The sequence below is a fragment of the Actinoplanes sp. OR16 genome, from assembly GCF_004001265.1.
In the GTDB taxonomy this organism is placed as follows: domain Bacteria; phylum Actinomycetota; class Actinomycetes; order Mycobacteriales; family Micromonosporaceae; genus Actinoplanes.
Genome location: NZ_AP019371.1, coordinates 8,069,418 through 8,083,126, shown reverse-complemented (window position 1 = coordinate 8,083,126; position 13,709 = coordinate 8,069,418). Strand labels below are relative to the sequence as shown.

Annotated in this window: 8 protein-coding genes; 2 read left to right on the top strand and 6 right to left on the bottom strand. The window is 70.6% G+C overall.

Going from position 1 to position 13,709, the window contains the following annotated elements:
* Positions 1–12: 12 nt before the first annotated feature.
* Complete coding sequence (locus EP757_RS37200) at positions 13–2,367, top strand: excinuclease ABC subunit UvrA (protein WP_127553033.1); 2,355 nt, start codon at positions 13–15, stop codon at positions 2,365–2,367.
* An 871-nt stretch (positions 2,368–3,238) separates the two neighbouring features.
* Here EP757_RS37200 and EP757_RS37190 read toward each other — a convergent pair.
* The 3 genes from EP757_RS37190 to EP757_RS37180 are packed head-to-tail and all read right to left on the bottom strand — an operon-like array spanning position 3,239 to position 7,480.
* On the bottom strand, positions 3,239–3,994 hold the full coding sequence (locus tag EP757_RS37190) for a class I SAM-dependent methyltransferase (RefSeq protein WP_127553032.1): 756 nt from the start codon (positions 3,992–3,994) through the stop codon (positions 3,239–3,241).
* Positions 3,994–5,172 carry a cation:proton antiporter gene (locus tag EP757_RS37185; RefSeq protein ID WP_127553031.1) on the bottom strand — a complete coding sequence of 393 codons (1,179 nt, stop codon included), beginning with the start codon at positions 5,170–5,172 and terminating at the stop codon, positions 3,994–3,996. Before EP757_RS37185 ends, EP757_RS37190 begins: the two co-directional genes overlap by 1 nt.
* A 4-nt stretch (positions 5,173–5,176) precedes the next feature.
* Positions 5,177–7,480: an arylsulfatase gene (locus EP757_RS37180; RefSeq protein ID WP_127553030.1), complete on the bottom strand. Its 2,304-nt coding sequence runs from the start codon at positions 7,478–7,480 to the stop codon at positions 5,177–5,179.
* Positions 7,481–9,027: 1,547 nt separating this feature from the next.
* Here EP757_RS37180 and EP757_RS37170 point away from each other — a divergent pair.
* Complete coding sequence (locus EP757_RS37170; protein WP_232050206.1) at positions 9,028–9,735, top strand: alpha/beta fold hydrolase; 708 nt, start codon at positions 9,028–9,030, stop codon at positions 9,733–9,735.
* Here the strand turns inward: EP757_RS37170 and EP757_RS37165 are convergent.
* Genes EP757_RS37165 through EP757_RS37155 form a run of 3 tightly spaced genes read right to left on the bottom strand, consistent with a single transcriptional unit; the run spans position 9,701 to position 13,658 of the window.
* Positions 9,701–11,782 (bottom strand): iron ABC transporter permease, encoded by a 2,082-nt coding sequence (locus EP757_RS37165; protein WP_127553029.1) that lies wholly within the window; start codon positions 11,780–11,782, stop codon positions 9,701–9,703. The genes EP757_RS37170 and EP757_RS37165 overlap by 35 nt on opposite strands.
* Positions 11,779–12,831: an iron-siderophore ABC transporter substrate-binding protein gene (locus EP757_RS37160; protein ID WP_127553028.1), complete on the bottom strand. Its 1,053-nt coding sequence runs from the start codon at positions 12,829–12,831 to the stop codon at positions 11,779–11,781. Before EP757_RS37160 ends, EP757_RS37165 begins: the two co-directional genes overlap by 4 nt.
* Complete coding sequence (locus EP757_RS37155) at positions 12,828–13,658, bottom strand: ABC transporter ATP-binding protein (RefSeq protein ID WP_127553027.1); 831 nt, start codon at positions 13,656–13,658, stop codon at positions 12,828–12,830. The genes EP757_RS37160 and EP757_RS37155 overlap by 4 nt, the downstream gene beginning before the upstream one ends.
* Positions 13,659–13,709: the final 51 nt, after the last annotated feature.

Sequence of the window (13,709 nt, the reverse complement as noted above, 5' to 3'; positions counted from 1 at the left end):
AGGGGACCCGGCATGTGGCAGGACAGGCAGCACATCGTGGTGACCGGCGCGCGCACCAACAACCTGAAAGGCGTCGACCTCACGATCCCGCTGGGCGCGCTGACGGTGGTCACCGGCGTTTCCGGCTCGGGCAAGTCGTCGCTGGTGTTCGGCACCATCGCGGTCGAGTCGCAGCGGCAGCTCAACGAGGTGTTCCCGGCGTTCATCCGCAACCGGCTGCCGCGTTACGAGAGACCCGAGTTCGAGCTCATCGAGAACCTGAGCCCGGCCATCGTCGTCGACCAGAAGGCGGTCGGCGGGGGAAACCGTTCGACGGTCGGGACGATGACCGAGGTCAACGCGGTGCTGCGGGTGATGTTCTCGCGTTACGGCGAGCCCAGCGCCGGCCCGTCGAATCTCTACTCGTTCAACGACCCGCAGGGCATGTGCCCCGAGTGCGAGGGCCTCGGCACGACGCTGCAGCTTGATGTGGACGCGCTGCTCGACACCACCCTGTCGCTCAACCAGGGCGCGATCCGGCACCCGAGTTTCGCGGTCGGCACCAACTACTGGAAGCGCTATGCGCAGGTCAGCCGCTACGAGCCGGGCAAGGCGCGGGGTGCCGGCCTCCCGCCGATCTTCGACGCCGACAAGCCGCTGGCCCGTTACACCCCACAAGAGCGGGACCTCCTTCTGTACGGGGGGAACTTCCCGACGATCCGGCCGGACGAGTTCGACAACGTGGCCGTCAACGAGTTCGAGGGTCTGGTGCCGCGGTTCACCAGGCGTTTCATCAAGCCCGGCCTGGACGCGTTGAAGGACAAGGAACGCCGGGCCACGGAGAAGCTGGTCACCGAGCAGCTCTGCCCCGCATGCCGGGGCGCCCGCCTCGCGCCGGCCGCCCTCCGGTCGCGGATCGACGGTCGCAACATCGCCGACTACGCCGCCCTGGAGATCGGCGACCTGGTCACCGAGCTGGAGCGCGTCGAGGATCGCTGGCCCGGCCCGGTGGTGGCGGCCGCGCTCGCGTCGCTGCGCCGGATCGAGGCGGTCGGCCTCGGCTACCTCACCCTCGACCGGCCCACCCGGACGCTGTCCGGCGGCGAGGGCCAGCGGCTGAAGACCGTCCGGCATCTGGGGTCGTCGCTGACCGGGATGACATACATCTTCGACGAGCCCAGCGTCGGCCTGCACCCCCACGACGTGGACCGGCTGACCACGCTGCTGACCGCGCTGCGCGACAAGGGCAACACGGTCCTGATCGTGGAGCACAACCGGGACGTCATCGCGATCGCCGACCACGTGATCGACGTGGGACCCGGCCCGGGCGCGGCCGGCGGCGAGATCGTCTTCACCGGCGGCGTCGGCGAGCTCGCCGCCAGTGGCACGGTGACCGGCCGGGCGTTCACGGCGCTGCCCGGCCTGAAACCGTGGACGCGGGAGCCCACCGGCAGCCTGCCGATCCGCGGGGCACGGCTGCACAACCTGCGCGGCGTCGACGTGGATTTCCCCACCGGCGTGCTGACCTGCGTGACCGGGGTGGCGGGGTCGGGCAAGTCCACGCTCGTGTCGCGGGTGTTCGCCGGGGCGTACCCGCAGGCCATCGTGCTGGACCAGTCCGCCGTCGGCATCAACCCGCGGTCCACGCCGGCCACCTACACCGGGGTGTGGGACATCGTGCGCAAGCAGTTCGCCGCTGCGCACGGCGTCGAGCCGGGCCTGTTCAGCTTCAACGCCCAGGGCGCCTGCCCGGAGTGCAAGGGCCGCGGCACGATCACCACGGATCTCGCGTTCATGGATCCGGTGACCGTCGTCTGCGAGGTCTGCGGCGGGACCCGTTATCGCGAGGACGTCCTGGCGTACCGGGTCGGTGGCCTCACCATCGCCGACGTCCTGGACCTGACCGTGCAGGAGAGCCGCGACCACTTCGACGACCCGGCGGTGGTGAAACGGCTGGATCCGCTGGCGGAGGTCGGCCTCGGCTACCTCACCCTCGGCCGCCCGCTCTCGATGCTGTCCGGCGGCGAGCGCCAGCGACTCAAGCTGGCCGACCGCCTGCACGAGAGCGGCAGCATCTACGTCTTCGACGAGCCCACCACCGGCCTGCACATGGCCGACGTGCAGAACCTCCTGGCCCTCCTCGACCGCCTGGTCGATGCCGGCAACACGGTGATAGCCATCGAACACGACCTGGACGTCGTCAAACACAGCGACTGGCTCATCGACGTCGGCCCCGGCCCCGGCGAACACGGCGGCCGAATCACCTTCACCGGCACACCCGCCACCATGGCCACCTCAGGCCGCACCACCACGGCCGACTATCTGCGAGCAGCCCTGCCCGCCCCCACCCGCCCGTCCCCGGCCCAAGCCGCCGAGCCCAAGCCATGACCACCCGCAGTCCCGCAACCACCCGAGTCCCTTTGGCCGGTGCCGCGCTTCGGCTCGCGCTCCTCCCGTGCTTGGCTCGCGCTCCTCCCGCCCTTCGGGTCGTGCTTCGGCTCGCGCTCCTCCCGCCCTTCGGGTCGTGCTTCGGCTCGCGCTCCTCCTGCGCTTCGGCTCGCGCTCCTCCTGCGCCGCCTCACCCGAGCCACTCCGAGCAAGCCGTGACGAGCTCGTCGTGCTGCGCCTTTCCGAGTGGTTCCGGCTCGTGCCGTTCCGTGTCGCCTCCCTTCCGTGCGGTCTCCACCTGAGCCGCTCCGACCAGGCCGCGACGGGCTCGTGCTGCGGACAAATCCATGCGGCTTCGACTCGTGCGGCTTCGACTCGTGCGGCTTCGACTCGTGCGGCTTCGACTCGTGCGGCTTCGACTCGTGCGGCTTCGGCTTGTGCGGTTTCGGCTTGTGGGGTTCCGGCCTGGGCGGCTCCGGCTCGTGCGGTTTCGGCTCGTGGGGTTCCGGCCTGTGCGGTTTTGGCCTGTGCGGCTCCGTGCCGTCCTCACCCGAGCGGCTTCGGCTCAAGCGGCTTTTTTCCGAGCCCTCTCCCGTGCCGTACCGAGCAAGCCATCACCTTCCGCCGGCCCCCAACCTCCCGCCGACCGGCACAAGCGCGTCGGACAGGTCAGCCGTCGCGAGCGGTGAGTCGGGCCGAGCGGTGAGTCGGGTCGAGCGGTGAGTCGGGTCGAGCGGTGAGTCGGGTCGAGCGGTGACCGGGTCGAGCGGCGACCCCGGCCCCGCTCGAGCTGTGAACGAGGTCGAGCGGCGACCCGGTCGAGCGGCGACCCGGCTGCGCCGCGATCAGCCATCATCGACGACCCGGGGAGTCAGGAGGCCAGCCGGGCCGTCCACAGATCCTCGACCGGCCACTGGCCTGCCCACTCCGGGGTCGCGATGTCGTAGTACTCGTGTGTCTGCGCGGCGTCCGTCGCATACAACTCATGAAGCGCCTCCACCACGAAGCCACTGGTGCGCAGAACCCGGATCCACTCTCCGTGGCTCGGGTGGAATTCGACGCCGCCGCCGGGCCACTGCAGGCGGGACGTACCGCGCTGGGGTCTGAGGAGGCGCTCTGAGGCATGTCCTCCTTCGGCGGGGACGCACAGCATCGCCTGGACGCTGTTGGTGAGGAAGACGAGGCGGCCGCCGGGGCGCAGGAGGCGGGCGGCTTCGGGGATCCAGCCGGTGGGGTCGCACCAGACGCAGGCGCCGTATTCGCTGACGGCCAGGTCGAAGGAGTCGTCGGGGAGGGGTACGTCGACGGCGTCCGCCTCGACCAGCGGGAACGAGATGCCGAACTCCTCCTGGCAGCGGCGGGCCGTCGCCAGTTGCGCAGGGGTGAGATCGACGCCGACGGGACGGGCGCCGCGTCGCGAGAGCCACGCCGAGACGTACGCGGTACCGCACCCGAGTTCGACGACGTCCAGCCCGGCCACGTCGCCGAGCACACCCAGCGTGCTCTCGGCGTTGCCGAAGAGACCCCAGGACAGGTCCGAGGCAGCCCAGGCGGGGCGGGCGCGGAAATCGGTGAACTCCGAGTTGACCAGGGTCCAGAGGGCACGGTTCAGATCGGCATCGAGCATCAGACACCTACCGGGGTGGTTCGGGCGCGGCGACGGTCGATCGCCACGGCGGCGGCCGGGAAGACGAGGACGGAGAGGACGCCGGCGCCGACCAGGGCGGCGGCGTTCTCCGGAAGCATGGAGCCGTTCGCGAGCCCGATCTCGCTGAGCGCGACGAGCAGGGGCAGCGCGGTGGCGGCGAGCAGGCCCAGTTCGACACGCTGCGGGAACGGCAGCGCCGTGCGGTAGAGCAGCAGCGTGGGCACCCCGCGCACGAGGAGCAGCAGGACGAAGAAGACGGCGAGCCGGATCGGCGCCGCGATGATCGAGTCGAGGTCGAGGGCCATGCCGGAGGCGACGAAGAAGACCGGGATGAAGAAGCCGTACCCGACGGCGTCGAGTTTCTCCTCGAGGGCGTGCACGTCGCCGGGCGCCCAGCGGCGCAGCACGACACCGGCGAGGAAGGCGCCGAGCACCACGTCGAGGCCGAACCGGTCGGCGACGACGAGCAGCAGGAGCAGCATGGCGAGGGTCCAGCGCAGCGTGGTCTGCGCGGTGGCGTGCTCGCCCTCGCGCAGGATCCGCCGGATCCGCCCCCGTGCCAGGCGCGGCGCGAGGGTGAGCATCAGAGCGAGGACACCCACCGCCAGCAGGGAGATCAAGCCGAGGAACTTGCCGTTCGTACCGAGAAAGATCGCAATCGCGACGACCGGGAGGAATTCGCCGACCGCTCCCGCCGCGAGCACATAGGGGCCGAGGCTGCCGCCGAGCATGTCGTTGTCGCGCAGGATCGGCAGCAGCGTCCCCAGCGCGGTGGTGGTCAGGGCGAGCGCGACCGGCACGAACGCGCGGACCAGCCCGCCGGCGGCCAGCAACCCGACGACGCCGCAGGCGAGGGCCGCCGTCACCAGCCATCCGATCAGGGCGAGGCGGCCGGCCCGTTCCCGGAACAGGTGCAGTTCCAGTTCGTAGCCGGCGAGCAGGAACAGGAATCCGAGGCCGACGTTCGCCAGCAGCTCGATGCTCCCGGCGTCGGCCAGCCCCAGCACGTCCGGCCCGATGATCACACCGCCGATGATCAGGAAGACCACTTGCGGTACGCGCAGCCTGGCGAACAGGCCGGCGGCGATCGGCGCGAGCGCGGCGACCACGGCGACGACGAACAGGCTGCTGAGGCCGTGCGACAGCTCGTCCGCCATGTCGTCAGGCGGTGTAGCGGACGTGCACGTCGCCGATCCGGCCGGTGAACGGGAACGGCGCCCTGTCGAAGTAGTCGAGCGAGACCGGCCCGCCGAGGCACTGCCCGATGTCGAGGCAGTCGTTCGCGGTGAACAGCAGGGGTGCGCTGATCGGCACCTGGCCGCTGCCGAACTTCTCCCCGTTGACGGTCAGCGTGACGCCGAGCGGGCTGCCCGGCCGCGGTTCCAGGACGCTCGTCTCGATCTCGATGACGGCCGGTCCCGGATCCAGTCGCCGCGGCGAGCGGATCTTGGTGCGCATCAGGATGAAGAGGTTGTACTCGTAGCAGAGGTAGCCGTCGTCGACGTAGCAGGTCAGGCCGCCGCCGGCGCCACCGAGGGCGTAGAGCACTCCGTTCGCGCCGTCCGGGATCTCCGCGTCGACGGTGACCAGGTTGGAGCGGTTGCCGAGGGCCGGCGCGCAGAATTCCGGCATGCGCGTGATGGATCCGGTGAAATGCCATTCCCGGTACGGCGTGGAGATCCGCAATTCGGGGTGGAACACCGGAACCCACAGCCCGCCGCCGACGGGGTAGACGCTGTTGCGCGCCGCCTCGATCGAGAAGATCTCCTTGAGCTGGGCCAGTTTGTCGGGGAACCGGTCGGCGAGGTCGTGGGCCTGGGTCCAGTCCTCGTCGAGGTGGTAGAGCTCCCACCGGTCGTGATCGGGCGTCCAGTCGGTGATGCCCTCCGGCAGCCCCGGGATCCACGGCGTGCGCGGCCCGAACGCCGAGGCCATCCACCCGTCGTGGTAGATCGCCCGGCTCCCCATGATCTCGAAGTACTGGGTGCGCAGCCGGCCCGGCGCGTCCGGATCGTCGAAGGCGTAGGCGAAACTCGTCCCGTCGATCGGATCCTGCGGCACGCCGTTGACGGTCCGCGGCGGCGTGATCCCGACCAATTCATAAATGGTCGGCACGATGTCGTTGCAGTGATGGAACTGCGTCCGCGGCCGCGCATCCGGTGTGATCCGCGCCGGCCAGCGGATCGCCATCGGGTTCCGGGTGCCTCCCAGATGAGAGGCGAGGAGCTTCATTCCCTTGTACGGCGTGCTGCCCGCCCACGCCCAGCCCGCATGATATTGGTTGTCGACCTTCGGTGATCCGAGGACGCCGAGTCCACCGAGTTCGTCGAGCGCCTTGATGTGCATGTCGATGGTGGTCGGAATGCCGTTCTGCGCCAGCAGCTCGCTGATCGTGCCGTTCTGCCCCTCACCGGACGAGCCGTTGTCCCCCCAGATGTAGAAGATCAGCGTGTTCTCGCCATAACCGAGGCTCTCGAGTTCATCGATCAGACGCCCCGCTTGTACGTCGGCGTGCTCGCCGAAACCGGCCGCGACCTCCATGAGCCGCCGCTGGAAGGGGCGTTCGGACTCGGGGATGTCGTCCCACGCCGCCAGGCTGGGGTCCCGGGGCGTCAGTTCGGCGTCGGCCGGGATCCAGCCGCGTTCGATCGCGCGGGCGTGCACCCGTTCCCGGTAGGCGTCCCAGCCGTCGTCGAACTTCCCGGCGTACCGGTCGGCCCACTCCTTCATGATGTGGTGCGGACCGTGCAGGCATCCGGTCGCCCAGTACATGAAGAACGGTTTGTCGGGCTGGAACGCCTTGTGCTTGCGGAGCCAGCCGATCGCGTCGTCGGCGAGGTCCTCGCTCAGGTGATAGCCCTGTTCCGGCGTCTTCGGGGGAAGAACGGTGTCGGTGTTGCGTACGAGATTGGGCTCGTATTGGGAGGCCTCACCCGCCAGGAATCCGTAGAAGTACTCGAAGCCGATGTTCGACGGCCAGTTGTCGAACGGCCCGGCCGGCGTGGTCTCGACCGCAGGAGTGTTGTGCCACTTCCCGAACGCCGCCGTGGAATACCCGTACTGCTTGAGCACCTCGGCGCCGAGCGCGCTGCTCCTCGGGATCTCCCCGGCGTACCCGTCCCAGTCGTTCGCGAGCTCGGCGATCTGCCCGTTCCCGATCCGGTGATGATTCCGCCCGGTCAGCAGCGACGCCCGCGTCGGCGAGCACATGGCCGTCGTGTGGAACCGGTTGAACCCGATCCCGCCGTCGTGAATCCGGGTCAGCGAGTCCGTCCGCACCTCACCGCCGTACGTGTCAGGCAGCGCCGGCCCGGCATCGTCGATCAGAATGATCAGGATGTTGGGCGCGTCCTCGGGCAACCGCCGTGGCTCCACCCGCTGCGCATACGTCGACTCCTGCACCGTCCGCCCCGCCACACTGGCCGACGGCGTAGGCGCAAACGGCAGAACTTCCTGCGGACTCATGACGCCCCCCAGCTCGCTAAGACCGGCTTCGGACGCTAACCACCGTCCGGAAGCCCGGCCTCACCCCGCGAGGGTGATACCGCCCAGCGCCCCTCTCCCGAGCAAACGGGAACCTCAACGATCGTCGCCCGCGGCTCCCGCCTCAGAAAGCCCGCGGATCTGGCCCGGGAAAGCCCGCGGCTCCCGGCCCGGGAAAGCCCGCGGTTCCTGGCCCGGGGAAGCCCGCGGCTCCCGGCCCGGGAAAGCCCGCGGTTCCTGGCCCGGGGAAGCTCGCGGCTCCCGGCCCGGTAAAGCATGCTCCCCGCCGGGAGACGTGGCGGTTGCACTGCGGCACTGGCGAGTTCCGGCTGCGGCGGTGACCTCTCCGTAGCAACCGTCCAGCGCCTCGGTGAGCAGCCGTTCCCACAGAACAGGCGGATGAAAGCGACCACGCGGCAACGCAGCGATGAAACAGGCGGGGCCCGGCGAACGCGGAGACGAGTCCCTGATGTCACAGGCCCACTCCACGCCGACCCGGCTGGCGTCGTCTCGGTTGGCGCCGACCCGGCTCGTGCTGGTTGGGCTCGGGTGGGCGGGGCTGGGGCTGGTTGGGCTGGCGTCGTCCCGGCTCGCGCTGATTGGGCTCGGGTGGGCGGGGCTGGCGCTGGTTGAGCTTGCGCCGGCCCGGCTGGTGCTGGCTGGGCTGGTGCTGGCTGGGCTCGTGCTGCCTGGGCTCGGGTGGGCGGGACTGGGGCTGGTTGGGCTTGCGCCGACCCTGTTGGCGCCGTCCCGCCTCGCGCTGGCTGGGCTTTGGTGGGCGGGGCTGGCGCTGGTTGGGCTGGCGTCGTCCCGGCTTGCGTCGTCCCGGTTGGCGTCGTCCCGGCTTGCGCTGGCTGGGCTCGGGTGGGCGGCGGGGCTGGCGCTGGCTGGGCTTTGGTGGGCGGGGCTGGCGCTGGTTGGGCTGGCGTCGTCCCGGCTTGCGTCGACCCGGCTTGCGTCGGTTGCGGGCGTGCCGGCTCGGTTTGTGGCAAGTGGTCTTCAACCGGGCGGTCGTGGGCCCGGCGCTCCGGCCGCGCCGTCTGACCAGCGCGGGGTAGCGGCGCGGGCGTGTCGCGCGACGACTGCGGATCTGCCGGCTGGTCCGGGGCCTCGCGCAACCGCCGCAGCTTCCGGCCATGCCGTTGCGCCAATCCCCACGCGCGGTGCCTCTCGTGCTCTCGCCGGAACCCCTCTGCCTCCTCCGAATAATTGCGACGCAGCGTCCGTTCCCGCAAATGCCTCGTCGGGAACAATGCCGGCTGCGCCATTCCTCAATAATCCACACCCCCACCACGTCCGCCGAAGAAAACACCCGAATCTCAGAATAAAGAAATAATCCATCCCCGACTGGATGATCGGCATTCCCGCGGCTAATGGACAAATGTTCCAAGATTGGCGGGCATCACGCGGCAGGAGCGCGAGGTCGGGGTTCGGCCACAGCGCCTAAACTGACGGCGGTTCGGGAGACGGCGAGTGGTGGGGCGGGCATGGGTTACCTGCGGATCGGTGGCGAGGAGCTCCACTCGGAGGTGGCGGGGGACGGCGAACCTGTTCTGCTGCTGCACGGCGGGTTCTGTTCACTGGAGTCGTTGCGGGCTCAGTCCGACGCGCTCGTCCGCGATCACCGGGTCCATGCCTACGAGCGGCCGGGGCACGGGCGGTCGAAGGACATCGACGGCGACTACGACTACGGGCGCGGGCTCAGCGACACCCTGGAGTACCTCGATGCCGTCGGACTGGCATCGGCTCACATCATCGGCTATAGCGACGGCGCGATCATCGGGCTGATGATGGCCATGGAGCATCCGGAACGGGTCAGGTCGCTCGTCGCGATCAGCGGCAATCTCGACCCGTCGGCGTTCACCGACAGTGCCGGACAGTCGCTCATGCCGGTCGACGATGTGACAGAACGGGCCGATGTGGAACGCGAGCACTATGAACGGCTGTCGCCGGACGGGCCCGCGCATGCTGACGTCGTACTCGGAAAGCTCCTGAGGCTCTGGACCAGCGAGCCGAACATCGATCCCGCCGAGCTGAAGAAGATCACGGCTCCGGTGCTGGTGATGGCCGGCGACCGGGACACCATCAGGCCGGGACACAGCCTGCTGATGGCGTCGTCGATCCCCGGCGCGCAACTGGCGGTCGTGCCGGGGACCTCGCACAACCTGATCGCCGAACGACCGGAACTGATCAGTTTGATGATCAGGCGGTTCCTGACCGGCGCAACAGCCAGATGAAGTAGGGCGCCCCGATCAGCGCCATCATCAACCCGGCCGGGACCTGCGACGGCGCGATCACCACCCGTCCCAGCGTGTCCGCCACGCTGACGAGCACGCCGCCGATCAGCATGGCCGCCGGGACGAGCCGCCCATGCCGGACCCCGACGAGACTACGAGCGATGTGCGGCGCGACGAGTCCGACGAACCCGACGACGCCCACCGCCACGACGCTCACCGCGGCGGCGACAGCGGCGATCCCCAGCAACGTCAACCGGGCACCGTCCCGCCGCACACCGAAGATCCGCGGAGTGTCCTCGTCGATGGCGAGCAGATCGAGCTGGCGACGCAGACCCAGCACCGCCGGCGTGGCGATCAGGAGAACGACCGCGACGGGCACGACGTCGGAGAATGTCCGGCCGTACGTCGTGCCGGACAGCCAGGTCAGGAGGCGCGGCGTGTCCCAGGGATCGGCGCGCAGCAGCAGGAACGTGCTGACCGCGGTGAGCGCGTACCCGCAGCCGATGCCGATCAGCAGGAACCGGTCCGGCAGCAGCCCGCCGCGCCACGCCAGCAGGGTGATCAGCGCGAACGTGGCGAGACCCATGGTCACGGCCGCGACGATCAGATAGGGGCCGGGGTCCGAGGTCGCCACGATCACCGCGCCGAGGCCCGCACCGGCGGTGATGCCGAGCACGCCGGGCTCGGCGAGAGGATTGCGGGCGGTTCCCTGTACGACGGCGCCGGCCAGCGCGAGGGCCGCACCCGCCGTGATGGCCGCGGCCACCCGGGGAGCGCGGTCGTCGAGTGCCCTGCCGATCAGGTCCGGCGCCGTGCCCTGCAGCCAGAGCACGATGTCCCCGGTCCGGAGCCACAGGCTGCCGGCGAGCAGCCCGATGATCGCCGCCGCGATGAGCAGGACGGCCGCGATGATCGTGACGGTCAGGAAGCGGCGGCGCGTGCGTACCGCGGAATCGGCGGTCTGGCGGGCCGACCCGGCGTCGCGGAGGCGCAGCGCGAGAACGACGATGACCACGGCGCCGAGCAGCGAGGTCGGGATGCCGGTCGGGATCGACGCGGCGGCCTGCGCGCCGAGGACGGCCCGGAGCACGGCGTCGGCGAGCAGCACGAGCAGGGCGCCGGCTAATCCGCAGGCGGGCAGCAGGAACGCGTGCCGGCTGAGGACGCCGACGCGGTGGGCGGCGAGGCGTACCGCGACCGGGGCGGCGAGGCCGACGAAGGCGAGCGGGCCGGCGAGCGTGACCGAGATGCCGGTGAGCAGCACGGCGCAGAGGATCGCGGCGAGGCGGGTGGAACGGACCGGCACGCCGAGGGAGGCGGCGGCGTCGTCACCGAGGCCGAGCACGTCGAGCCGCCGCGCGAGCAGCAGGGCGGCGACGACCACGACGACGATGACCGGGACGGCCCGCAGCGAAGCGTCGATGTTGAGCTGGGCCAGGGAGCCGCTGCCCCACGCGTACAGGCCGGTGGTGTTCTCCTTGAACAGGATGAGCAGCATCGCGGTGGCGGCGTCCAGGGCCATCGCCACGGCCGAGCCGGCCAGGATGAGCCGGGTGGACGCCAGGCCCGCGGCGTTGCCGACGAGACCGAGCACGACGGCGGCGGCGATCAGGCCGCCGGTGAACGCGACGGCGCCGGACGCCCACAGCGGGACCGCGAGGCCGAACGCGGCGACGGCGCAGAGCGCGAAGTAGGAGCCGGCGGTGACGGCGAGGGTGTCCGGGGCGGCGAGGGTGTTGCGGGTGACCGACTGCAGCAGGGCGCCGGCGCAGCCGAGGGCGATCCCGACGGCGATGCCGGCGGCCACGCGGGGCAGCCGGGAGCCGGTCACGACGTCGGCGACGGGTACGCCGCCGACCGACTCACGGGCCCCGGACACGTAGCGCAGGAGGTCCCAGAACCCCACTCCGGAGGTGCCCTGGGTGACGTGCCAGAGGCCGACCGCGACGACCACGACGAGCAGGACGGCCAGGACGGCCGCCCCGCTCGCGCCGCGTCCGAGCCCCACGGCGGGCAGGGCTGCCCGCCGTACCCGGGTGTCGCTCACGCCTGGGTCAGGATCTTCACGTAGGCGTCGATCGCCTGCTCGTTGGAGATCGGGCCGCCGGCGCCCCAGACCCCGGCCGGGAACGGGTACGCGCGCTTCTCCTTGACCGCCGGCAGCGCCGTCCAGATCGGGCTCTTGGTGAGCTCCGTGACGTAGCTGTCCGGGGTCTCGTCGTCGGAGTAGAACAGGGTGGCGTCGCCGACGGCGGTGAGGCCCTCGATGTCGGTCTGGGCGAGGCCGTAGGACGGGTCGACGCCGCCGCTGCCGTACGAGGCGTTGATCTTGTCGGTCCAGGCGGCGGTCATGCCGAGCTGCTCGCCGAGCTCGGTGAAGAGGGCACCCTTGCCGTAGGGGCGGACGACCACGTTGCCGCCCTCGATCCAGCCGTCGAAGAACAGGAAGTCCTTGGCCGTCACGGTGGCGGCGGCGACCTTCTGCTTCGCCTCGGCCAGGTGCTCGTCGAACTGCTTCAGGACCAGGTCGGCACGCTCGGTGCGGCCGGTGGCCGTGCCGATCATCGAGAAGACCTTCTTCATGTTGGCGATCTGCCCGGACGCGTCGGCGCCGACGGTGGCGAGCACCGGGACCCCGCCCTTCTCCAGCTTGGTGATGATCTCGTCGTCGGCCTTGTACGCCTCCACGACGATCAGGTCCGGGTTGGTCGCGTAGAGCGCGTCGAGGTCCGGCTCACCGCGCTCGCCGGTGTCGGTGACACCGGCCGGCAGCGTCTCCGCCTTCACGTACGTGCCGTAGCCCTTCGCGTCGGCGACCGCGACCGGCGTGACACAGAGGGTGAGCAGGTCCTCGGTCTGCTGCCACTCCAGGACCGCGACCCGCTGCGCCGGCTTGGCGAGCTCCACCGTGCGGCCGACGCCGTCGGTGATCGTCACCGGCGCGGTCGACGTGGTCGTGGTGTCGTTCGCGCAGGTCTGCGAGGCGGGCGCGGACGCCGGACCGGCGGCGGGTTCCTCGACCGTCGTGGTGCCGCAGGCCGTGGCCGTCACGGCGACGGTCGTGGCGAGGGCCGCGAGGCGGATAAGGCGGTTCATACCGAGATCTCTCCTGAAATGGCGGTGCGAGGACGGGCGGGGTGCCGCCCGATCGGGTCGATGCGCAGGCGGCCGGTGCGCGGGTCGGCCTGGACCTCGACGCGCAGGTCGTAGACCGCGCTGAGGTTCTCGGCGGTGAGCACCGCGTACGGGTCGCCGGCGGCGTGGACGCGGCCGTCGTGCAGCAGCACGAGGGTGTCGGCGACGCGGGCGGCGTGGTCGAGGTCGTGCAGCACGATGCCGACGGCGGCGCCGTGCTCGTCGGCGAGGTCGCGGACCAGGTCGAGCGTCTCGATCTGGTAGCGCAGGTCGAGGTGGTTCGTCGGCTCGTCGAGCAGCACGACGCCGGTCTCCTGGGCGAGGCAGGCGGCGAGCCAGACCCGCTGCATCTCGCCGCCGGACAGCTCGCCCACCGGCCGGGCGGCCATGTCGTGGGTACCGGTGACGGTCATCGCGCGTTCGACGGCGGCGCGGTCCTCGGGAGAGGGCCCGGCGAAGCGGCGGCGGTGCGGATGGCGGCCGAACGCGACGACCTCGCTCACCGTGAGCCCGTGCGGCGCCTGCCGGGACTGAGCGAAGAGGGTGACCTCGCGGGCGAAATCGCGGGCATTCAAAAGGCCCGCGTTCCGGTCGTTCAGCACGAGAGAGCCATCAGATACCGGGTGCAATCGCGCTAAAGCTCGCAAAAGCGTCGATTTACCGCTGCCATTCGGCCCGATCAGCGCCGTCACCCGGCCCGGCGATAAGGCGACCGAGACGCCGTGGACGACGGCGGTCTTCCCGTAGCGGAGCACCAGCTGGTCGCCGCGAAGGACGGCTGAGGTCATGCGATGCTCCGTTAGTAAGGTTTGCCTTGCCTAACGGAGGCTAGGTGATGA

What these genes read in the sequence shown, in the direction of transcription:
- EP757_RS37200 (WP_127553033.1), top strand. Translation starts at nt 13, where the DNA reads ATGTGGCAGGACAGGCAGCACATCGTGGTGACCGGCGCGCGCACCAAC.
- EP757_RS37190 (WP_127553032.1), bottom strand. Translation starts at nt 3,994, where the DNA reads ATGCTCGATGCCGATCTGAACCGTGCCCTCTGGACCCTGGTCAACTCG.
- EP757_RS37185 (WP_127553031.1), bottom strand. Translation starts at nt 5,172, where the DNA reads ATGGCGGACGAGCTGTCGCACGGCCTCAGCAGCCTGTTCGTCGTCGCC.
- EP757_RS37180 (WP_127553030.1), bottom strand. Translation starts at nt 7,480, where the DNA reads ATGAGTCCGCAGGAAGTTCTGCCGTTTGCGCCTACGCCGTCGGCCAGT.
- EP757_RS37160 (WP_127553028.1), bottom strand. Translation starts at nt 12,831, where the DNA reads ATGAACCGCCTTATCCGCCTCGCGGCCCTCGCCACGACCGTCGCCGTG.
- EP757_RS37155 (WP_127553027.1), bottom strand. Translation starts at nt 13,658, where the DNA reads ATGACCTCAGCCGTCCTTCGCGGCGACCAGCTGGTGCTCCGCTACGGG.